This is a genomic window from Pseudomonas sp. S10E 269 (assembly GCF_002798465.1).
Taxonomy (GTDB): Bacteria; Pseudomonadota; Gammaproteobacteria; order Pseudomonadales; family Pseudomonadaceae; genus Aquipseudomonas; species Aquipseudomonas pergaminensis.
On sequence record NZ_PHIJ01000001.1, the window covers coordinates 2,195,777 to 2,217,418 of the forward strand.

The following is a 21,642-nucleotide window of genomic DNA, read 5'->3' on the forward strand; positions in this document are numbered from 1 at the left end:
CCTATGAAGTTAGCGATGAAGCTGCGCACTCGGTTATTCCTGAGCATCTCAGCGCTGATCACCGTTGCCCTGTTGGGCTTGATCCTGGGCCTGGTGAGCGTCATGCAAATGGCCAAGACCCAGGAGTCCCTGATTCGCAGCAACTTCATCACCCTGGACCTGGGCCTCAAGCTGCGCCAAAGCCTGGGTGATCAGTTGATCATGATGCTGGAGGAGCGCCCCGACCCCGAGGCACTTCAAGCCTCTAAGCAGCACTATTTCGACCTGCTGGATCAGGGCATCGCGCATGAACAGCGCGACCGGCACGGGACGGGCTTCAGCGAGGCCCGCGGCCAGTATCAGCAATTGCTGGAAGCCTTCGACGAGTCCCAGCAACCGACGCCCCCTCCCGGCACTAAGGAAAAACTTACCGACACCTTCAATACGCTGCGCAATGGCCTCATCAACGAACACAAACAGGCGCTGGAAAATATCAGCAACAGCGAGCACAAATCTCGTGAGCGCGCGCTGCTGATCGCCGGGTTGCTGGGGTTGGTGGGGCTTGCGGTCCTGATCATCGGGTTTGTGACGGCACATGGCATTGCCCGACGCTTTGGCGGGCCTATCGAAGCGCTGGCCAAGGCCGCGGACAAGATCGGGCAAGGTGATTTCGAAGTGACGCTGCCAATCTCGTCTGCGGCGGAAATGAACCAGTTGACCCGACGTTTCGGCATCATGGCCGAGGCGTTGCGCCAGCATCAGGCGACCAACGTCGATGAGCTGCTGGCCGGTCAACAGCGTCTGCAGGCGGTGCTCGACAGCATCGACGATGGCCTCCTGATGATTGACCGCCAAGGCCGCCTGGAACACCTCAACCCGGTGGCCCAGCGCCAGTTGGGCTGGGACGAGGCGCGCCTGGGCCAAGGTCTTGGCGAAGCACTGGTGCGCCCGGAACTGGACGAGCAGCTGCAACTGGTATTGCGCGGCGGCAACCTGGAACGGGCGCCGGACGATCTTGAAGTGGAGGTCGAGGGCGAATTGCGCCTGCTGACCTACAGCCTGACGCCTGTCAGCCATACCCAAGGACACATCCTCGGCGCGGTGATGGTGCTGCATGACGTCACCGAACAACGCGCCTTCGAACGGGTGCGCAGCGAGTTCGTCCTGCGCGCCTCCCATGAGCTGCGCACGCCGGTGACGGGCATGCACATGGCGTTCGGACTGTTCCGAGAACGCGCGAAGTTTCCGGCAGAGTCCCGTGAAGCGGACCTGCTGGACACGGTCAACGAAGAAATGCAGCGCTTGATGCAGTTGATCAACGACCTGCTCAACTTCTCCCGCTACCAGAACGGCCTGCAGAAACTCACCCTAGGGCCGTGCGATGTGACCGACCTGCTGGAACACGCCCGTGTGCGTTTCGCCGAGCCGGCCAAGGCGCAAGACATCGAACTGCTGGTAGAAGCCCAATCCGACCTGCCTCGGTTGTACGCGGACCAGGCACAGCTTGAGCGCGTGTTGGACAACCTGCTGGGCAACGCCCTGCGCCACACCACTGCAGGCGGGCAGATTCGCCTGCAGGCGCGACGCCATGGCGAGCGGGTGATCATCAGCGTCGAGGATAACGGCGAAGGCATCGCCTATGGGCAGCAGGGCCGGATCTTCGAACCCTTCGTCCAGGTGGGCCGCAAGAAAGGCGGCGCCGGCCTGGGCCTGGCGCTGTGCAAGGAAATCGTGCAACTGCACGGCGGCCGCATGGGCGTGTATTCGCGGCCGGGGCAGGGCACTCAGTTCTATATGGCGTTGCCGCTCTAGCGCCGGTTCAACGCGCGCAGGATCGCGGCACTTTCCGCATCCGGCGTGCCATCAAACAGCGACGGCCGGAAATGCATCTGGAACGCCGCGATCACATGACGCGTGGCCACATCCAGCTCGCCGGTCTGGGGTGTCTGATAGCCCAGATGAGCCAATTCTTCCTGGAACCAGGTGATACTCGGCAGCTCCGTGGCGTACTGCACCTGGAAACGCGCCACGGCCTGGGCATCCGGCCAGACACCCAGGCCCTCATCTGCCAGGCGCTTCCAGGGGAACAGAGGGCCCGGGTCGAGCTTACGCAGCGGCGCAATGTCACTGTGGCCAATGATGTTCTTGGGGTCGATGCCGTTGCGTTTGATGATGTCCTTGAGCAACACCACCAGGGACTGCACCTGCGCCTCGGAGTACGGATACCACAGGCGGCCTGTCGGCGTGTCTTTGTAGCCAGGGTTCACGATCTCGATACCAATGGAGCTGGAGTTGAGCCAGGTGCGGCCCATCCACTCGCTTTCGCCGGCATGCCAGGCGCGCTTGCTCTCATCCACCAGCTTGTAGAGGGTGCCCGACGCATCGTCGCCGATCAGGTAATGGCTGCTGACCTGGCCGTGGGTAAGCAATGCCAGGGAGCGTTCAAGGTTGGTGGAGGTGTAATGCACGACAATGAACTGCACGCGGTTGTCGTAGTTCACCGAGGGGTGGGTGGTGTCCAGGCGAGGGCCGCTGGCGCAGCCCGCGAGAAGGAGAAACACAAAGGCGATGTACAAGGATTTCATGGCGGAAGACGTTACGCTGAAGACGATAATGCAACAGTGTAACGTACCGTTTGTGACCCAACCGTCAAATTACAAAATGGAACATCTTTTAGGCGGCCTGCACTTGGTTCCGCCCGGCGGCCTTGGCCCGATACAAGGCTGCATCGGCGCGCTTGAGTGCCAGGTCGCTGCGCTCTCCCGGCTGGAACTGCGCCACGCCCATGGACACGGTGATCGTCACCGGCTCACCCTTGAAGTGAAACGGGCAGGCTTCAATCGCTGCACGTAACACCTCGCCCGCAGCCAGGGCATCCGCCAGGGATGAGTCCGGCATCAGCAGGACAAACTCCTCACCGCCGAAACGCGCGATAAAGTCGCTAGGGCGCAGGCGTTTACGCAGCACGCTAGCGATGATTTTCAGTACTTTGTCGCCAGCCAGGTGGCCGTAGCCGTCGTTGATGCGCTTGAAGTGGTCCAAGTCCAGCATCGCGAGCGACAGGCTGTTGCCACGTTGATGCCAGTCGTTGACCTCCTGATCCAGACGCTCACTCCATGCGGCGCGGTTGGGCAGGCCGGTGAGCGGATCGATCAAGGCTTTCTGGCGTTGTACCTCCAGGTGCTCGCGATAGCCCTGGGCTTCCTGCTCCATGTTGGCGACCCGCTCAGCCAAGCCTCTCAGGCGCGCCGCGGTTTCCTGCTCGCGCAGGTCACGCTGCTGCTGGTGCTCATCCATGGTGCCGAGCAGGCCTTCGAGGTGGCTTTCCAATACGTGCTTGAGGCTGTCCAGGTCGGCGGCCTCCTGCACGCTGCTTTGCAGGCCATCGACCTGTTCGCGGATCTGTGTATCCAGCTCCCGGGCGGCGGAGCGGCTATCGGCATGGCCGTCGCTGGCAACCTGCAAATGCCCTTGGAACGCTTCGAGGCGCTCGTTGAGCTGCTTGAGGTAAGCCTCGAACTCATGCTGACCGCTGTCGGTAATTGCCAGCATTAACACAGCCAAGTCGTCGAGGATCGGTAGCAGTTCGTACCAGTTCAAGCCGTGGGCCAGGCGCTCGCGCATGGCTTCGGCCTGGGGCCGGTGGCGCTCGGGCAGCGACAATTCCTCCAGAAGCCCGAGCAGGGTGTCTTCAATGTGTTTGGCCACGGAGCTGTAGGACGGCTCCGGCGAATCCGGTAAGGAATACGTGCCGTCCGCTTGCAACTCGTCAGGATCGGGCTCCTCGGCCTCCAGCACCGGCGGCAGCGACAGGCTGCCGATGACGGTCTCGCCCGGGGTGTCGACCTGAACGTCAGGCGTTTCGATGAAGGCGGCGAGGGCGCTTTCCGGTGCAACTGCTTCGGCCTGGGGTTCGGGCTCTACACGCGCTGCGGGCAGTTCAACGGGAGCAGTTTGAACCGGGGCCTCGTAGACAAACGTTTCGCTGACGGCTTCGACAACCTTGGCAGGTGCGGCCGGCTCTACTGCAGGGGCGAGCATTGCTTGAGGCTGTGGCTCAAAGGCGCGCAAGGCTTGCGTCAGTTCCTCCGACTGCTCAGGCTCGGGCGATTCAGATTCGGCAACAGGCTTGGCCGCTGCGGGTCGGGGTGCCGGGCCGGGTGCTGGATCGCTTGCCACGGCCTCGTTCTCGACCTCTTTGGAACCGAACAGTCGCTGCAGAAGCCCAGGCCCAGGCCGCGCGACTTCACCGTCCGGCTCCAGATTGTTCAGCGCCTGGCCCTGCAGGCTGCTCAATTCGCTGAGCAGCAAGGGGATCTCACGTGCCTGGCTGACACGGCCGTCCAGCTGCTTGGCGAACGTCTTCAGCGGCCGGGCCACTTCACGAGGTAATGGCAGTTTTTGCAGTTGGCTGACCAGGGAGGTCAACGCAGTACTGATCTGGTCGACCCGGGTTTCGCGGCGCTGCTCCGAATCCAGCACGGCTTTTTCCAGGCGCGGCAGCAAGGCGGCGAGAGCGGCATCCATATCATCGGTACGGACAACGTCGCGCATTTCCTTCATGCACTGGTCGACCGCGCGGTCGGTGCCCTCAGCAGCCAGCGTGCTGCGCACCAGCCCACGGCGCAGCAGGTCGAGGCGGGCAGCCCAACGGCGTTCGAGCTTATCTTGTTGCTCGATACTTTTGAGGTATTTCTCTTTCCAGCGCTGGGCGTCGTCGCTCATGCAAGGGGTCCGCGAGGGCCGGGGCTCAACGCGGGTAATGCATCAGCCGTGAGCGAACCCGGCAGACGAATCTCTACCGCGACCGGCAGGTGATCGGAGATGGGCTGCGCCAGCACCTGCACGCTCTCGAGTGTGAGGGTAGGGCTGAGCAGGATATGATCAAGACAGCGTTGCGGGCGCCAACTGGGGAACGTGGCTTCGGCTTGCGGAGCCAGGAGCCCGAGGTCGCGCAACGGAGAATTCTGCAGCAGGTCGCTGGCGTGGGTGTTCATGTCCCCCATCAGCACCTGATGTTTGTAACTGCCAATAAGCTCGCGGATGTAGGCCAACTGCATGGTGCGGGTGCGAGCCCCCAACGCCAGGTGCATCATCACCACAACCAAGGCCTCTGGGCCTTCGCCAAAGCGTACAAGGATCGCCCCCCGGCCCTTGGGGCCCGGCAGCGGGTGATCTTCAATAGCGGAGGGCTTCAAGCGGCTGAGCACGCCATTGCTGTGCTGTGCCAGGCGCCCGAGGTTGCGATTGAGCTGCTGGTACCAGTAGGGGAAAGCCCCGAGCTGGGCCAGGTGCTCCACCTGGTTGATGTAACCGGAGCGCATGCTGCCGCCGTCGGCTTCCTGCAGGGCAACCAGATCGAAGTCGTTCAACAGGTTGCCGATTTTTTGCAAGTTGCCGGCACGCCCGTTGTGGGGCAGCAAGTGCTGCCAGCCACGGGTGAGGTAGTGCCGGTACTTCTCGGTACTGATGCCCACCTGGATATTGAAGCTCAGCAGGCGCAGGCGGCTGTCTGCCGGCAGGCCCGTGGTTTCCAGGTGATGTTCGTTGACCTGCGGATCATGCAAGCCAACCACACGTTCGGTACCCCAGCGGCGCATGACGGGCCCCTTACTTGGCTGCGCGCTCTTTGGCGATCAGCTGGTCGGCAACATTGAGGGTTTGCTCAGGACCACCGGAGGTGCCCAGGTCGAAACGGTATTTGCCGTTGACGATCATGGTCGGTACGCCTTGCACGCCGTACTTCTGCGCCAGCTCCTTGGCCTGCTTGATCTGGCCCTGGATGGCGAAGGAATTGAAGGTCGCCAGGAACTTGTCCTTGTCGACACCTTGGGTGGCCACGAAATCAGCCATTTCGTCTGGCTTGGTGAGGCGCTTGCCTTGCTTCTGGATCGCGTCGAATACCGCGTTGTGAACTTTATGCTCCACACCCATGGCTTCCAGGGTCAGGAACAGTTGGCCGTGGGCATCCCATGGGCCGCCGAACATGGCGGGGATACGTTTGAAGTTCACGTCTTTAGGCAGTTTCTCGACCCATGGGTTGATGGTCGGCTCAAAAGCGTAGCAATGCGGGCAGCCATACCAGAACAGCTCCACCACTTCGATCTTGCCTGGCTCCGAGACCGGAACCGGGTTAGCCAATTCAACGTAGGTTTTACCGGCTTCAAGCGGCACGTCGGCGGCTTGTGCGGTCATGCCGAAGAGGCTGGCAGTGACGAGAGCGGCGCTGAGGATCAGATTACGCATGCTTTACTCCTGGACAAATAAAGTCGCCTCACGCGACCTTTGTTGTGACAGGTCTACGCGGGCATGAGTTCGTTAGTGTAACGGCACCGGCCACAAAAAAGGGCGGCCTGGGCCACCCTTTTTATGCTTGCATCACGGGATTAATCGAGTGTTAACGTTGCCTGTACCTCAGTGCAGGCCCTGGATGTAGCTGGAGACCGCCGCAATGTCTTCATGACTCAGCTTGCGGGCGATGGTGCGCATGATCGCCGCGTCGCCATCGTTGGCGCGTCCCGCCTCTTCCTTGCGGAAATCGGTCAACTGTTTGGCGATGTAGGTCGCATGCTGACCACTCAGATGCGGGAAGCCGGCGGCGGCGATGCCCGCGCCATTGGGCGAATGGCAGCCGGTGCAGGCTGGCAGGCCTTTTTCCAGGTCGCCGCCGCGGAATAGTTTCTCACCACGGGCCACCAGTTTCGGATCAGCAGCTCCCACACTGCCTTTCTGGCTGGCAAAATACGCCGCGAGGTCTGCCAGGTCCTGATCGCTGAGGTTGGTCAGCAAGCCGGTCATTTCCAGGACCGTGCGCTTGCCATCCTTGATGTCGTGCAGTTGCTTGGTCAGGTAACGTTCACCCTGGCCGGCCAGTTTGGGGAAGTTCGGCGCCGGGCTGTTACCATCCGGTCCATGGCAGGCACCACATACGGCGGCTTTCGCTTGACCGGCAGTGGCATCACCTTTCAGGGGGCCCTCTGCAGCGACGGCAACGCCTGTGATGCCCAAGGTCAACAGCAGACTCACGATCAGTTTGTTCATCAGCTAATCCAACTACGGCTAAGGGGTTTAAGAGTTATCTACCGGGTTTACTCACCATCAACTCAATGACGGCCTGGTAATCCTCAGTACTGCAGTCCATGCACAAACCACGCGTCGGCATTGCCTTGAAACCCTGGGTCACGTGTTGCACCAGCGTGTCCATGCCTTGCGCCAGTCTTGGCGCCCAGGCTGCCTCGTCACCCCGTACGGGGGCGTTGGGCAACTGGCCGGCATGGCAAGCCACGCAAACTCGTTTGTACACCGCTTCCGGATCCTGTGTAGCCTGAGCGCCGTAAAGCGGGAGCAGGACACCGATAGCGAGCAACCACTTGGTCATACGTCGACCATTTCAGGGTTTGAGAGCGTTTTGCGTTCTAATGCGCAATAAAGGTCTATCGCTCCCGTGAACTTCATCCTTCGCTGGGACAAAGCACACACAAAATCTGCGGCATTATATACTGGCGCTACTGAAACGGAAACGACACCGCTTGCCGCACCCTTTCTCGGCACCGCCCACATCGGAAAACTCATGCAACTCAAGAATCCCATCCTCGGCCTGTGCCAACAGTCCACGTTCATGCTCAGCGCCGCCAAAGTTGACCAATGCCCCGATGACGAAGGCTTTGAAGTCGCCTTTGCCGGTCGCTCCAACGCCGGCAAGTCCAGCGCGCTGAACACCCTGACTCACGCCAGCCTGGCACGCACCTCGAAAACCCCGGGCCGTACGCAACTCCTCAATTTCTTCAAGCTAGACGATGATCGGCGTCTGGTCGACCTGCCGGGCTACGGTTACGCAAAAGTACCCATCCCGCTGAAGCTGCACTGGCAGCGTCACCTGGAGGCTTACCTGGGCGGCCGAGAGAGTTTGAAGGGTTTGATTCTGATGATGGACATCCGCCATCCGATGACCGACTTCGACCTGTTGATGCTCGATTGGGCTGTCGCCAGCGGCATGCCGATGCATATCCTGCTGACCAAGGCCGACAAGCTGACCTACGGCGCCGCCAAGAACACTCTGCTCAAAGTGCAGTCGGAAATCCGTAAGGGCTGGGGCGATACGATCACCATTCAGCTGTTCTCGGCGCCTAAACGCCTGGGCTTGGAAGAGGCTTACACCGTATTGGCCGGCTGGATGGAGCTGGCAGACAAGGGCGCAGAAATCGCGGAGTAACTTTTCTGCAGGCAAAAAAAACCCCGGACTTCGTATGGGGAGGGGAAGTTCGGGGTTCAAGTTCCGGACCGCTAGGGCGGGGTCCAGATATCTGCCAACACTTAACACAACATAGGAGCATTGAAGGGCTTCACCACCCATTCAGTAACTCTGAGTAGCAGTTCACAGGTTAAGTTCCGGCAGGTTCAAAAAACTATTGGAAATAACCGACGAAGACTTCTGGACTAAAGCACTCTGCCACCACGCAAGGTGGTGGCAGGAGCCCCGTCATCAGTGTGCTTCGTCCCAGTTATTGCCTACGCCCACTTCCACCAGCAGCGGTACGTCCAACTGAGCAGCCGCACTCATGTGCTCGCGAATTTTCTCGCTGACTTGCGCGACGAGGTCTTCACGCACTTCCAGCACCAATTCATCGTGTACCTGCAGGATCACCTTGGCATCCAGGCCTGAGTCGGTCAGCCAGTTATCCACCAACACCATGGCTTTCTTGATGATATCTGCCGCCGTGCCCTGCATCGGCGCGTTGATGGCAGTGCGCTCAGCGGCCGCGCGTTCCTGTGGCTTGTTGGAGTGGATATCCGGCAAGTAGAGGCGACGACCGAAGAAAGTCTCGACGTAGCCTTGGTCGGACGCCTGGGCCCGGGTGCGTTCCATGTACTCGCGAACACCGGGATAACGGGCGAAATACACATCAATGTACGCCTTGGCCGTCTTGGTATCGACGCCAATGTCCTTGCCCAGCTTCTGCGCGCCCATGCCATAGATCAAACCGAAGTTGATCGCCTTGGCGCTGCGACGCTGGTCGGAGGTGACCTCGCCCAATTCAACCTTGAACACCTCGGCCGCCGTGGCCGTGTGTACGTCGAGGTTGTGACGGAAGGCATTCATCAACCCCTCGTCTTTCGACAGGTGGGCCATGATCCGCAGCTCAATCTGCGAATAGTCCGCCGCCAGCAATTTGTAGCCCTTGGGCGCAATGAACGCCTGGCGAATCCGCCGCCCTTCGGCGGTACGTACCGGGATGTTCTGCAGGTTCGGATCACTGGAAGACAACCGCCCGGTCGCCGCCACCGCCTGGTGATACGAGGTGTGGATACGCCCGGTGCGCGGGTTGATCTGTTCCGGCAGCCGGTCGGTGTAAGTGCTTTTGAGCTTGCTCATGCTGCGGTACTGCATCAGCACCTTGGGCAGCGGGTAATCATCTTCGGCCAGCTTGGCCAGAACTTCTTCGGCGGTCGAGGCCTGGCCCTTGCCGGTTTTTTTAAGCACTGGCAGGCCGAGTTTTTCGTACAGGATTGCGCCAAGTTGCTTGGGCGAACCCAGGTTGAACTCTTCGCCGGCGATCTCGAACGCCTGGCGCTCGAGCTCGACCATCTTGTTGCCCAGCTCGATGCTCTGGACGCCCAGCAAGTCCTTGTCGACCAGCGCGCCCTGGCGCTCGATACGCGCCAACACCGGCACCAGCGGCATCTCGATATCCGTGAGTACACCTGCCAGGCTCGGGATGGCCGCCAGTTGCGCAAACAGCGCCTGGTGCAGGCGCAAGGTCACATCGGCGTCTTCCGCCGCATAAGGCCCAGCCTGCTCCAGGGCAATCTGATCGAAGGTGAGCTGCTTGGCTCCCTTGCCAGCGATGTCCTGGAAGGCAACGGTGTCGTAGTCCAAATATTTCTTGGCCAGGCTGTCCATGTCATGCCGCGTTGCGGTGGCGTTCAACACGTAGGATTCGAGCATGGTGTCAAATGCGATGCCGCGCACGGTAATGCCATGAGCCGGGTCGCCGCCGATGGCGCAGTTGGCCAGGATGTTCATGTCGAACTTGGCGTGCTGGCCGACTTTGAGCTTGGTCGGGTCTTCCAGCAGCGGCTTCAGGGCCAGCAGCACGGTATCGCGGTCCAACTGCTCCGGCACGCCGATGTAGGAGTGGGTCAGCGGAATGTACGCGGCTTCATGGGGCTGCACCGCGAAGGAAACACCTACCAGCTGCGCGCGCTGGGCGTCGATCCCGGTGGTTTCGGTGTCGAAGGCGAACAGCTTCGCGTCGTTGAGTTTCTTCAGCCAGATGTCGAACGTCGCCTGGTCGAGGATGGTGGTGTAAGTCGCCTCGGCGGGTGCCACCACTTCAACAACGTCTTCAACCGCAGGAGCTGCCTTGAGCTCCACTCGCTTGGCATCGCGCTGGATCTCATCAAACCAGCTCTTGAACTCCAGCAGCGTGTACAGCTCCAGCAGTTTTTCACGGTCCGGTTCGATCAGGTGCAGGTCATCCAGGCCCACGTCCAGCGGCACATCGACCTTGATCGTCGCCAATTGATAGGACAGGAATGCCATCTCACGATGCTCTTCCAGCTTGGCCGGCAGCGTCTTCGCACCCCGGATAGGCAGGGTCGGCACGATATCCAATTGCTCATACAGCTCTTTGAGGCCACCGTTCACGCCAACCAGCAAACCTGAAGCGGTCTTCGGACCGATGCCCGGGACGCCTGGGATGTTGTCGGACGAATCGCCCATCAATGCCAGGTAGTCGATGATCTGCTCGGGAGCGACACCGAATTTCTCCTTCACGCCCTCGATGTCCATCGCGCTACCGGTCATGGTGTTGACCAAGGTAATGTGCCCGTCGACCAGCTGTGCCATGTCCTTGTCCCCGGTGGAAATAACCACCGGGCGGTCAGCGGCCGCACTGCTGCGGGCCAGGGTGCCGATCACGTCATCGGCCTCGACGCCTTCGACGCACAACAGTGGGAAGCCCAGGGCGATCACGCTCTGGTGCAGGGGTTCGATCTGCAGGCGCATGTCATCGGGCATGCTTGGGCGATTGGCCTTGTATTCGGCGTACATGTCATCGCGAAAGGTCCCACCCTTGGCATCGAACACCACCGCGAACGGACTGTCCGGGTATTGCTTGCGCAGGCTTTTGAGCATGTTCAACACGCCCTTGACCGCGCCGGTGGGCAGGCCTTTGGAGGTGGTCAGCGGTGGCAACGCATGGAACGCGCGGTACAGATAAGAAGAACCGTCCACCAGGACGAGGGGTGCTTGGCTCATGAGCAGAATCAACCTTTTCGGCGGGTCAGGCGCTAGAATAGCCGGACCAATGACGACAAAGGGACAAGGTTATCATGCGTACATTCAATCGCCTGCTGCTGACTGGCTTGATTGCACTCGCTCCGATGGCTGCCATGGCGGCAGACGACGCCCCCGGAGGCGATCCGGAAGTGACCATTCGCACGGAAGGCGACAAGACCATCCAGGAGTACCGTCAGAACGGTTTCCTGTACGCAATCAAGGTTACCCCGAAGGGGGCGCCCCCGTATTTCCTGGTGCGCGCGGACGGAACCGATGCGAACTTCATCCGCTCTGACCAGCCGGATATGCTGATCCCGTCATGGAAGATCTTCGAATGGAAATGATTTCTTAACTTCAATTGGCGCCGCGCACCGCGGCGCCCGTACTGGCAGTTTTAACCATGTCTGTGTTCACCCCCCTGGCTCGGCCCGAGCTGGAAACCTTTCTCGCCCCTTACGGGCTCGGCCGCCTGATCGACTTCCAGGGGATTGCCGCCGGTAGCGAAAACACCAATTTCTTTATTAGCCTGGAGCAGGGCGAGTTCGTCCTGACCCTGGTTGAACGCGGCCCGGTCGCGGAGATGCCGTTTTTCATCGAACTGCTCGATGTGCTCCACGACGCCGACCTGCCCGTGCCTTACGCCCTGCGTACAACAGACGGCGTGGCCCTGCGCGAACTGAAAGGCAAACCAGCGCTGCTGCAACCGCGCCTGGCCGGCAAGCACATCAAGGACGCCAACGCCCAGCACTGTGCCCAAGTAGGCGACCTGCTTGGCCACCTGCACCTGGCGACGCAAGGCGAAAAGGTGCTGGAACGCAAGACCGATCGCGGGCTGGACTGGATGCTCAGCGAAGGCGCGCAGCTTATTTCGCACTTGAACGAAGCTCAGCAGCGCCTGTTGCAAGACGCCCTGGCAGAGATCGAAGCGCATAAGGCCCAGATCCTCGCCCTGCCACGCGCCAACGTGCACGCTGACCTGTTCCGCGATAACGCGATGTTTGAAGGCACGCACCTCACTGGTCTGATCGACTTCTACAACGCCTGTTCCGGCCCGATGCTGTACGACGTGGCGATCGCCCTGAATGACTGGTGCTCGGACGCTGATGGCGTGATTGATGGGCAACGCGCTCGGGCATTGCTGGGTGCGTACGCAGCGCTGCGTCCGTTTACGGCGAAAGAGGCAGAACTGTGGCCGACGATGTTGCGCGTAGCCTGTGTGCGGTTCTGGCTGTCACGCCTGATCGCGGCCGAATCGTTTGCCGGCCAGGATGTGTTGATCCATGACCCGGCGGAGTTCGAGCATCGCTTGGCACAACGCCAGCAGGTCACGATCCAACTGCCGTTCGCCCTCTAAAGCCCAACTCGGTCATTGTGGGAGCTGGCTTGCCTGCGATAGGGTCAGGTCAGCCAACAATGTCGTCGCAGGCCCACCGCAATCGCAGGCAAGCCAGCTCCCACATTAGATAGGCGCCATCTGTTACAACGACTCCAGGCACCCGGCCAGGTCGTTACCAAGCTTCTCCAACACCTGCTCATAACCCTGAGCGGTAGCCGGCGTGTAACCGCCCAACGCATCCAACTCCGCCAGCTTTACCGGCAAGCCGGCGACCAGCGTTTCAGCCAGGCGCGGGCGCAACGGCGGCTCACTGAACACACACGTCTTCCCGACTTCCTGCAGCCGCGTGCGCATCGCCGCCACATGCTGTGCACCCGGCTGCACTTCGGCTGCCACGCTGAACACGCCGGCGTGCTTGAGGCCGTAAGCGTCTTCGAAGTAATCGAAAGCTTCGTGGAACACGAAGTAAGGCTTGCCATCGATCGGCGCCAAGCGGGCTTTCAGGCGAGCGTCCAGCGCATCGAGGCGCTCTTCGAAGGCCTTAGCGTTGCTCTGGTACCGCGCGGCATTGGCCGGATCGGCGGCAGCCAGGTCAGCCGCCATGCGCGCAGCAATCACCCGAGCATTCACCGTCGACAACCACAAGTGCGCATCCAGGCTGCCCGGGCGGTGATCGTGGTCGTGTTCGTCGGCTTCATCGGCGTGTGAGTGGCTATCTTCGGCAAAACGACGCAGCTTCATGCCTGGCAGATCCTGCACTGCCACTGTCGCGGCCGTACGACCTTTCAACACGCGGGGCAGGAAACTCTCCATATCCGGGCCGATCCAGTACAGCAGGTCCACCGACTGCACGCGCCGTACGTCGGATGGTCGCAACGCATAGTTATGGGGCGACGCACCGGGGGGCAACAACACCTCGGGAACCGCCACACCGTCCTGCACAGCAGCGGCAATCAACTGCAATGGCTTGATGCTGGTCAGCACCTTGACCTCGGCCTGAGCGGCGCCAGTAATGAACAAACTGGTGACAAATACGACAAAAACGGGAAAAAGTCGGGACACGATGACCACTCAATGGCGTAGGAACGGGTAACATAATAACGTCTCTATCAAATATCTGTCGCCGCTCATGCCTAAAACACCGCTTGCCAGCCGTCCCCACGACCACTCTCACTGCGTGCATACCGCGCTGTCGGAGGCCGACACCCTGTGCACACAGAAGGGGTTGCGCCTGACCGCCTTGCGTCGCCGCGTGCTGGAACTGGTGTGGCAGAGCCACAAGCCGCTGGGCGCCTACGACATCCTCGGCGTGCTCAGTGAGCAAGACGGCCGTCGCGCAGCACCGCCGACCGTGTACCGCGCACTCGACTTCCTGCTGGAAAACGGCCTGGTGCACCGCATCGCCTCGTTGAACGCCTTCGTCGGCTGCAGCCACCCGGAACACGCGCACCAGGGCCAGTTCCTGATCTGCCGCGAGTGCCACGCCGCCATCGAGCTTGAACAAAAAAGCATCAGCGACGCCATCATCAAAAGCTCGGCCGATGTCGGCTTCCGGGTCGAAGGGCAAACGGTCGAAGTGGTCGGCCTGTGCTCGGGCTGCCAGGGGGCTTGATGAGCAACGCGTTAATCCGCCTGGAGCAGGTCGGGGTCACGTTCGCCGGGCAAAACGTGCTGGATAACATCGCGCTGAGCGTAGAGCCTGGGCAGATCGTCACCTTGATCGGCCCCAATGGCGCCGGCAAGACCACCCTGGTTCGCGCCGTACTCGGCCTGCTCAAGCCCGATACCGGCAGCGTATGGCGCAAACCCAAGCTGCGGGTCGGCTATATGCCGCAGAAGCTGCACGTCGACCCGACATTGCCTCTCTCTGTGTTGCGCTTCCTGCGCCTGGTGCCGGGCGTGGACCGCGCCCGCGCTCAGGCTGCGCTCAAGGAAGTCGGCGCCGAACAGGTGATCGACAGCCCGGTGCAAAGCATCTCCGGCGGCGAAATGCAGCGCGTGCTACTGGCCCGCGCCCTTTTGCGCGAGCCGGAACTGCTGGTGCTGGATGAACCCGTGCAAGGCGTTGACGTCGCCGGCCAGGCCGAGCTGTACAGCCTGATCACCCGCCTGCGCGACCGCCATGGCTGCGGCGTGCTGATGGTCTCCCACGATTTGCACCTGGTGATGAGCACCACCGACCAAGTGGTGTGCCTCAACCGTCACGTGTGCTGCTCCGGCCACCCGGAGCAGGTCAGCGGCGACCCGGCGTTCGTCGAGCTATTCGGCAAGAACGCCCAGAGCCTGGCGATCTACCACCACCATCACGACCACGCCCACGATTTGCATGGCGCCGTGGTCGACGATCCCACCGCGCCTCACACCCACGTTCATGGAGATAGCTGCAAGCATGGCTGATTTTCTGCTCTACGCCCTGCTGGCAGGCTTGGCTTTGGCGTTGGTGGCGGGCCCACTGGGCTCGTTCGTGGTCTGGCGACGCATGGCTTATTTCGGCGACACGCTGTCGCACGCTGCGCTGCTGGGCGTGGCCATGGGCTTCTTGCTGGATGTCAGCCCGACCATCGCCGTGACCGTGGGCTGCCTGTTGCTGGCAGTGCTGCTGGTGACCCTGCAACAGCGCCAGCCACTGGCCTCCGACACCTTGCTGGGTATCCTGGCGCCGAGCACCCTGTCCCTGGGCCTGGTGGTGCTGAGCTTCATGCATGAAGTGCGCATCGACCTGATGGCCTACCTGTTCGGCGATCTGCTGGCGATTAGCCCCACCGACCTTGCATGGATTCTCGGCGGCAGCGCGGCCGTATTGGTGTTGCTGGTCGCGCTGTGGCGCCCATTGCTGGCGATTACCGTGCACGAAGAGCTGGCCACGGTCGAAGGCTTGCCCGTGCCGAGCCTGCGCATGGCCCTGATGTTGCTGATCGCCGTGGTGATTGCTGTCGCGATGAAGATAGTGGGCGTATTGTTGATCACGTCGCTGTTGATCATTCCTGCAGCCGCTGCCCAGCGCCATGCCCGCTCACCGGAGCAAATGGCGATCGGCGCAAGCCTGTTGGGGATGCTTGCAGTGTGCGGGGGCTTGGCGTTGTCCTGGTTCAAGGACACCCCGGCCGGCCCATCGATTGTGGTCACGGCCGCCGCCCTGTTTCTGCTGAGTTTTGTCCTGCCCCGTCGAGGGGTGTAGACTTGCTCGCTTTTTGCGCAAATAGAGAGTCGCAGGAATGAAGCTGTTCACCTCCCGTTATCTGCTCCTTGCCGCATTTTCCCTGCTGCTGGGCGCCTGTCAAAGCACACCGCCCGCCGCCCCCGAGGCCCCGGACGCACGCGCTGCGGCCATCGCGCAGCTGGAGCAAAACCTGGCCAGCAGCGAGTTGGCTACCGCCGAAGACCAACTGGCCGCGCTACAGGCTCAATCGCCCAACGACCCGGCGCTCGAGACCTACCAGCGTCAATTGGCCGAAGCCTATCTGCAGCGCAGCCAGATCGTGTTGCAAAAAGGTGACGTAAACGCCGCCGCCACCGCCCTGAGCCGTGCCCGCGCCCTGATGCCCAAGGCGCCCGCACTCACCGGCGGCGTAAACAGCGCCATCACGCACGCCCGCAAAGCCGAGCTGGATAAAGCCGAGGCCGCCCTGAAAGCCGCCGAAGCCAAGCCCGCAGCCAAAGTCATCGACCCGGCAGCGCCCAGCACCACAGTGGCGCTGAACCTCACCAACATCGAAGAACTGCGCCACCAGCTGGACGCAATTGCCACCGACGTGGTGAATTACCAGTGCGACGTGAGCATCCAGGCGCCGCGCACAGAGGATTACCCGTGGCTGGCCACGTTACTGACCAAACGGGTGAAGCGTATCGATTCGGGATATGACCTGAAGATTCACCGGCAGATTCTGAAGAACATTCCGGCGCAGGTCGTGCTGATTCCGCGCAAGGCGGACTAAAAAAGCATCGCCGGCAAGCCGGCTCCTACCCATCAACCTGTAGGAGCCGGCTTGCCGGCGATAGCGATCTAACCGACAACCAATAGCTTAAGCCGGAATCGCCTTGGCCTTAGGCTCGCGATCCCAGACCCGATGCTGGCCGATCGCGGCAAAAAACGCCTTGAACGCCTTGGCATCCGATCCCACGATCAGCCCCGCATCCACCTCAAGTTTCAGCAGGTCCAACAACGGCTTCGCGTCACTGGCGACTGTAATCGCCTTGAGGTGCTTGTACGCCTCCAACAGGAAGTGCAACGCCACCCCATCACCGCTCAGGGCTTTCACCGAGTCCTTCCCGCCAGGGACGAACACCGCATCAAACGCAATGGACGGCATGCCTTCCATCGACGCATCCACTGGCAGGCTCTTGCCATCGGCCGTCTTCACCGGCGCCGAAGTTGGCCCCAGCAGCTTGGCGTGCGCACCTTCTGCCTCGAGTGCCTTTTTCAGCGCGGCAATCGCCACGCCGTCCACGCCATTGGCTGCCAGGATCGCCACCTTGCGGGTCTTGATATCGCCCGGCAGCAGGTTCGCCTGGCTCAACGCTGGCGAGCGCTCCGGCTTGGTTTGACGCTCCGGCACGGTGCCTTGGGTCGGTGCTGGCAGCCCCAGGTTCTGGGCCACGCGCTTGGCCAGTTCCAGGTCGATATTCGCCAGGATCTCGTTGACTTGGCGCGCGCGAATGAACTCACGCTCTACCTTGCCCAACTCAAAGCTATACGCCGCGATGATGTGCTCTTGCTCGTGCTTGCTCATGCTGCGGAAGAACAGGCGCGCCTGGGAGAAGTGATCGCCGAACGACTCGCTGCGCTCACGGATCTTGTGGGCATCGATGCGCTCCGGATACGTCTCGAAGCCACCATCCTGTGCCGCCGGCGGAGTTTCTTTAGGCCAGCCGCCATCAATCGAATTCGGCTCGTAGGACGCACGACCTTTATCGATGGTGCTGCGGTGCATGGCATCACGCTGGTTGTTGTGCAGCGGCGTCACGGGCTGGTTGATCGGCAACTGGTGAAAGTTCGGGCCGCCCAGTCGGCTGATCTGTGTATCGGTGTAGGAAAACAACCGACCTTGCAGCAGCGGGTCATTGGAGAAGTCGATACCCGGCACGATATGACCCGGGCAAAACGCGACCTGCTCGACTTCTGCAAAGAAGTTATCCGGGTTGCGATTCAGCACCATCTTGCCCAGCGGGGTGATCGGCACCAGCTCCTCCGGAATCAGCTTGGTGGGGTCGAGAATGTCGAAGTCGAACGCATGCTCCTTATCCTCGGGGATAACCTGCACACCCAATTCCCACTCGGGGTAGTCGCCCATCTCAATGGCTTCCCAGAGATCGCGACGGTGGTAGTCGGTATCTTTACCGGCCAGCTTCTGCGCCTCGTCCCACACCAGCGAGCAAGTACCCGCCGTAGGGCGCCAGTGGAATTTGACGAAGTTGGATTTGCCCTCGGCATTCACCAGGCGGAAGGTGTGCACGCCAAAGCCCTGCATGCTGCGCAGGCTTTTTGGAATGGCGCGGTCAGACATTGCCCAGATCACCATGTGAGCGGATTCAGGCTGCAGCGAAACGAAGTCCCAGAACGTATCGTGCGCCGATCCGCCGGTAGGAATTTCATTGTGTGGTTCAGGCTTTACGGCGTGCACGAAGTCAGGAAACTTGATCGCGTCCTGAATGAAAAACACCGGCATGTTGTTGCCCACCAGGTCGAAGTTGCCTTCTTCGGTGAAAAACTTAACCGCAAAACCGCGCACATCACGCACCGTATCCCCTGAGCCACGCGGGCCCTGCACGGTGGAAAAGCGCGTGAATACCGGGGTTTTATGCCCTGGGTCACGCAGGAACCCAGCCTTGGTCAGCGCCGAATGGTTTTCATACGTCTGGAAATAACCATGGGCGCCGGTGCCACGGGCATGCACGATGCGCTCTGGGATGCGCTCATGGTCAAAGTGCGTGATTTTTTCACGCATGATGAAATCTTCCAGCAGCGATGGGCCACGGGAACCGACTTTCAAGGTGTTCTGGTTGTCGGAAATCTTCACGCCTTGGTTGGTACGCAGGGCCTGGCCGGTCGCATCGGAACGGAATGTCTCCAGGGCCTGTAGCTTGGCGTTGGTGTTGCCACGGTCCAGGGTATCGGTGCCCGCGAGTTCACTCTTCGGCGGGGTGGCTGGCTTCTTGGTACTCATCAGACAAAACTCCTTATTCAAAGTGGCCAGAGCGATCCCCGGCTCGTTTGAGCAAAACCCCAGGCACGGCACCTGGGAAATCGAGTTGCTTAAGTAGTGACTGATGGGGTTTTGGGCCGTTCCTTTTTTATGACCTTTGATCGCGTTATTGCCAAATCGCTGGTTGAATGCGAAATAAATGCTAAGAAACACTATACGGACAGGCTAAAATGCGCGCCCGGCTAACCGCTGATCCCTTTTCCATGCGCCCCACAAGGTTCGCTACGTGATCGAGTTTCAAAACGTCCATAAAACCTACCGCGTCGCCGGTAAGGATATTCCCGCGCTGCACTCCACCAGCTTGAGTGTCGAAAACGGCCAGGTGTTTGGCCTGATCGGCCACTCCGGTGCGGGTAAAAGCACCCTGCTGCGCCTGATCAACCGCCTCGAGGAACCGAGTGGCGGCAAGATCACGGTGGATGGCGAAGAAGTCACCGCCCTGGACGCCAACGGCCTGCGCCGTTTCCGCCAGCAGGTCGGGATGATCTTCCAGCACTTCAACCTGCTGGCGTCCAAGACCGTCGCCGACAACGTCGCGTTGCCGCTGACCCTGGCCGGCGAACTGTCGCGCAAAGAAATCGACCTGCGCGTCGCCGAATTGCTCGCCCGTGTCGGCCTGTCGGACCACGCCAAGAAGTACCCGGCGCAGTTGTCCGGTGGCCAGAAGCAACGCGTCGGCATCGCCCGCGCCCTGGCGACCAAGCCAAAGATCCTGCTGTGCGACGAAGCCACCAGCGCCCTCGACCCGCAGACCACCGCTTCGGTGCTGCAACTGCTGGCCGAGATCAACCGCGAGCTGAAGCTGACCATCGTGCTGATCACCCATGAAATGGACGTGATCCGCCGCGTGTGCGACCAGGTGGCCGTGATGGACGCCGGTGTGATCGTCGAGCAAGGCTCGGTGGCCGACGTGTTCCTGCACCCCAAGCACCCGACCACCAAGCGCTTCGTGCAAGAAGCCGAGCAGGTCGACGAAGGCGAGCAGCGCGATGACTTCGCCCATGTACCCGGCCGCATCGTGCGCCTGACGTTCCAGGGTGAAGCGACCTACGCGCCACTGCTGGGCACCGTCGCCCGCGAAACCGGTGTGGACTACAGCATCCTCGCCGGTCGTATCGACCGCATCAAAGACATCCCCTACGGGCAACTGACCCTCGCCGTCACCGGCGGTGACATGGACGCCGCCTTTGCGCGCTTCACTGCCGCTGACGTTCACATGGAGGTCCTGCGCTAATGGAAGCCCTGTTGAGTTTCTTCGCTAATATCGACTGGTCCGAAATCTGGCTGGCCACCGGCGACACCATGACCATGCTGTTCGGTTCGCTGTTCTTCACCGTCGTACTGGGCCTGCCGCTGGGCGTGCTGCTGTTCCTGACCAGCCCGCGCCAACTGTTCGAACAGAAGGGCCTGTACGCGCTGCTGTCGCTGATCGTGAATATCCTGCGTTCGCTGCCGTTCATCATCCTGCTGATCGTGATGATCCCGTTCACCGTGCTGCTCACGGGTACCTCGCTGGGTGTGGCGGGTGCAATTCCGCCGTTGGTCGTGGGCGCGACGCCGTTCTTCGCGCGCCTGGTGGAAACCGCCCTGCGTGAAGTGGACCGTGGCATCATCGAAGCCACCCAGTCCATGGGCGCCAGCACGCGCCAGATCATTATCAATGCCTTGCTACCCGAAGCCCGCCCCGGCATTTTCGCGGCGATTACAGTGACGGCGATTACACTGGTGTCCTACACGGCGATGGCGGGTGTGGTGGGTGCCGGTGGCCTGGGTGACCTGGCCATCCGCTTCGGTTACCAGCGCTTCCAGACCGATGTGATGGTCGTGACCGTGGTGATGCTGCTGGTCCTGGTGCAAATTCTGCAAACCGTCGGCGACAAGCTGGTGGTGCACTTTTCTCGAAAATAACGGCCATGGCCGGCCCCCGCCGGCCGATGCCCGAACAAGGAGCTTGTTGGATGAAAAAACTACTGGTTGCTTTCGCCGCCGTTGCCGCGTTTTCCGCCCACGCCGAGACCATTACGGTCGCCGCTTCGCCGGTCCCCCACGCGGAAATCCTCGAATTCGTGAAACCTGCCCTCGCCAAAGAAGGCGTAGACCTGCAGGTCAAAGTCTTCACCGATTACGTGCAGCCAAACGTTCAAGTCGCTGAAAAGCGCCTGGACGCCAACTTCTTCCAGCACCAGCCGTACCTGGATGAATTCAACAAGGCCAAGGGCACTCATCTGGTGAGCGTCGGCGCTGTGCACCTGGAACCCCTGGGCGCCTACTCCAGCAAGTACAAGAAGCTGGACGAGCTGCCAAGCGGCGCTAATGTCGTGATCCCGAACGACGCCACCAACGGCGGCCGCGCGTTGTTGCTGCTGGCCAAGAACGGCCTGATCACCCTGAAGGACCCGACCAACATCCTGTCGACCATCAAGGACATCACCGGTAACAGCAAAAACCTGAAGTTCCGTGAACTGGAAGCCGCCACCCTGCCGCGCGTGCTGACCCAAGTCGACCTGGCGCTGATCAACACCAACTATGCGCTGGAAGCCAAGCTGGACCCGTCCAAGGACGCACTGGTCATCGAAGGCAGCGACTCGCCTTACGTGAACATTCTGGTGACCCGCGAAGACAACAAGGACTCGGACGCCGTGAAGAAGCTGGTTGCCGCCCTGCACACGCCTGAAGTGAAGAAATTCATCGAAGAGAAGTACAAAGGCGCGATCAAGCCGGCGTTCTGACCTGACTCGATCTCCCAAAACTGGAGATCAAAAAATGTGGGAGCGGGCTTGCTCGCGAATGCGGTGTATCAGTCGACGGAGATGTTGACTGGCACACCGCTTTCGCAGGCAAGC

20 protein-coding genes are annotated in these 21,642 nt (G+C 61.1%); 11 read left to right on the forward strand and 9 right to left on the reverse strand.

The window, feature by feature from the left end; all coding sequences use genetic code 11:
* The first annotated feature begins 3 nt into the window (after positions 1–3).
* Positions 4–1,791 (forward strand): KinB sensor domain-containing domain, encoded by a 1,788-nt coding sequence (locus CWC48_RS10120; RefSeq protein WP_099493321.1) that lies wholly within the window; start codon positions 4–6, stop codon positions 1,789–1,791.
* Here the strand turns inward: CWC48_RS10120 and CWC48_RS10125 are convergent.
* The 6 genes from CWC48_RS10125 to CWC48_RS10150 form a co-directional block, all read right to left on the reverse strand.
* On the reverse strand, positions 1,788–2,564 hold the full coding sequence (locus CWC48_RS10125; protein WP_078046256.1) for an N-acetylmuramoyl-L-alanine amidase: 777 nt from the start codon (positions 2,562–2,564) through the stop codon (positions 1,788–1,790). The genes CWC48_RS10120 and CWC48_RS10125 overlap by 4 nt on opposite strands.
* A gap of 88 nt (positions 2,565–2,652) precedes the next feature.
* Entirely contained in the window at positions 2,653–4,704 is a 2,052-nt protein-coding gene (locus tag CWC48_RS10130; RefSeq protein ID WP_100491803.1) for a GGDEF domain-containing protein, read from the reverse strand.
* Positions 4,701–5,579 carry an endonuclease/exonuclease/phosphatase family protein gene (locus tag CWC48_RS10135; protein WP_100491804.1) on the reverse strand — a complete coding sequence of 293 codons (879 nt, stop codon included), beginning with the start codon at positions 5,577–5,579 and terminating at the stop codon, positions 4,701–4,703. The genes CWC48_RS10130 and CWC48_RS10135 overlap by 4 nt, the downstream gene beginning before the upstream one ends.
* Before the next feature lie 10 nt (positions 5,580–5,589).
* Positions 5,590–6,225: a thiol:disulfide interchange protein DsbA gene (gene dsbA, locus CWC48_RS10140; RefSeq protein WP_033899253.1), complete on the reverse strand. Its 636-nt coding sequence runs from the start codon at positions 6,223–6,225 to the stop codon at positions 5,590–5,592.
* Between the two features lie 168 nt (positions 6,226–6,393).
* Positions 6,394–7,020 carry a cytochrome c gene (locus CWC48_RS10145; RefSeq protein ID WP_100491805.1) on the reverse strand — a complete coding sequence of 209 codons (627 nt, stop codon included), beginning with the start codon at positions 7,018–7,020 and terminating at the stop codon, positions 6,394–6,396.
* A 34-nt stretch (positions 7,021–7,054) separates the two neighbouring features.
* Positions 7,055–7,357, reverse strand: coding sequence for a cytochrome c5 family protein (locus CWC48_RS10150; protein WP_100491806.1), 303 nt, complete (start codon positions 7,355–7,357; stop codon positions 7,055–7,057).
* A gap of 192 nt (positions 7,358–7,549) precedes the next feature.
* On the opposite strand from CWC48_RS10150, the gene yihA reads away from it, so the two are divergent.
* Positions 7,550–8,191 carry a ribosome biogenesis GTP-binding protein YihA/YsxC gene (yihA, locus tag CWC48_RS10155; protein WP_078046252.1) on the forward strand — a complete coding sequence of 214 codons (642 nt, stop codon included), beginning with the start codon at positions 7,550–7,552 and terminating at the stop codon, positions 8,189–8,191.
* A gap of 270 nt (positions 8,192–8,461) precedes the next feature.
* Here yihA and polA read toward each other — a convergent pair whose 3' ends face one another.
* Positions 8,462–11,239: a DNA polymerase I gene (gene polA, locus CWC48_RS10160; RefSeq protein ID WP_100491807.1), complete on the reverse strand. Its 2,778-nt coding sequence runs from the start codon at positions 11,237–11,239 to the stop codon at positions 8,462–8,464.
* Positions 11,240–11,313: 74 nt separating this feature from the next.
* On the opposite strand from polA, the gene CWC48_RS10165 reads away from it, so the two are divergent.
* Together CWC48_RS10165 and CWC48_RS10170 are read left to right on the forward strand one after the other, a co-directional pair.
* On the forward strand, positions 11,314–11,604 hold the full coding sequence (locus CWC48_RS10165; protein WP_012721523.1) for a DUF2782 domain-containing protein: 291 nt from the start codon (positions 11,314–11,316) through the stop codon (positions 11,602–11,604).
* A gap of 56 nt (positions 11,605–11,660) precedes the next feature.
* The gene (locus CWC48_RS10170) at positions 11,661–12,614 is read left to right on the forward strand and encodes a homoserine kinase (protein ID WP_100491808.1); all 954 of its coding nucleotides are present in this window, start codon (positions 11,661–11,663) and stop codon (positions 12,612–12,614) included.
* A gap of 123 nt (positions 12,615–12,737) precedes the next feature.
* Here the strand turns inward: CWC48_RS10170 and CWC48_RS10175 are convergent, their stop codons facing one another.
* Positions 12,738–13,667, reverse strand: a complete 930-nt coding sequence (locus CWC48_RS10175; RefSeq protein WP_100491809.1) for a zinc ABC transporter substrate-binding protein ZnuA — start codon at positions 13,665–13,667, stop codon at positions 12,738–12,740.
* Between the two features lie 58 nt (positions 13,668–13,725).
* On the opposite strand from CWC48_RS10175, the gene CWC48_RS10180 reads away from it, so the two are divergent.
* Genes CWC48_RS10180 through CWC48_RS10195 form a run of 4 tightly spaced genes read left to right on the forward strand, consistent with a single transcriptional unit; the run spans position 13,726 to position 16,531 of the window.
* Complete coding sequence (locus CWC48_RS10180) at positions 13,726–14,208, forward strand: Fur family transcriptional regulator (RefSeq protein ID WP_012721520.1); 483 nt, start codon at positions 13,726–13,728, stop codon at positions 14,206–14,208.
* Complete coding sequence (znuC, locus tag CWC48_RS10185) at positions 14,208–14,993, forward strand: zinc ABC transporter ATP-binding protein ZnuC (RefSeq protein ID WP_078046248.1); 786 nt, start codon at positions 14,208–14,210, stop codon at positions 14,991–14,993. The genes CWC48_RS10180 and znuC overlap by 1 nt, the downstream gene beginning before the upstream one ends.
* Positions 14,986–15,774: a zinc ABC transporter permease subunit ZnuB gene (znuB, locus tag CWC48_RS10190; RefSeq protein WP_012721518.1), complete on the forward strand. Its 789-nt coding sequence runs from the start codon at positions 14,986–14,988 to the stop codon at positions 15,772–15,774. Before znuC ends, znuB begins: the two co-directional genes overlap by 8 nt.
* A gap of 37 nt (positions 15,775–15,811) precedes the next feature.
* Entirely contained in the window at positions 15,812–16,531 is a 720-nt protein-coding gene (locus CWC48_RS10195) for a PA5502 family lipoprotein (RefSeq protein WP_078046247.1), read from the forward strand.
* 87 nt (positions 16,532–16,618) lie between these two features.
* On the opposite strand, the gene katE is transcribed toward CWC48_RS10195, so the two are convergent.
* Complete coding sequence (gene katE, locus CWC48_RS10200; protein WP_352152397.1) at positions 16,619–18,952, reverse strand: catalase HPII; 2,334 nt, start codon at positions 18,950–18,952, stop codon at positions 16,619–16,621.
* A gap of 73 nt (positions 18,953–19,025) precedes the next feature.
* Between katE and CWC48_RS10205 the strand changes: the two genes are divergently transcribed.
* Genes CWC48_RS10205 through CWC48_RS10215 form a run of 3 tightly spaced genes read left to right on the forward strand, consistent with a single transcriptional unit; the run spans position 19,026 to position 21,528 of the window.
* A complete protein-coding gene (locus CWC48_RS10205) occupies positions 19,026–20,033 on the forward strand; it encodes a methionine ABC transporter ATP-binding protein (protein ID WP_100491810.1) in 1,008 nt (335 codons plus the stop codon).
* On the forward strand, positions 20,033–20,707 hold the full coding sequence (locus tag CWC48_RS10210) for a methionine ABC transporter permease (protein WP_078046245.1): 675 nt from the start codon (positions 20,033–20,035) through the stop codon (positions 20,705–20,707). The genes CWC48_RS10205 and CWC48_RS10210 overlap by 1 nt, the downstream gene beginning before the upstream one ends.
* Positions 20,708–20,757: 50 nt before the next feature.
* Positions 20,758–21,528 carry a MetQ/NlpA family ABC transporter substrate-binding protein gene (locus tag CWC48_RS10215; protein ID WP_028618642.1) on the forward strand — a complete coding sequence of 257 codons (771 nt, stop codon included), beginning with the start codon at positions 20,758–20,760 and terminating at the stop codon, positions 21,526–21,528.
* Positions 21,529–21,642: the final 114 nt, after the last annotated feature.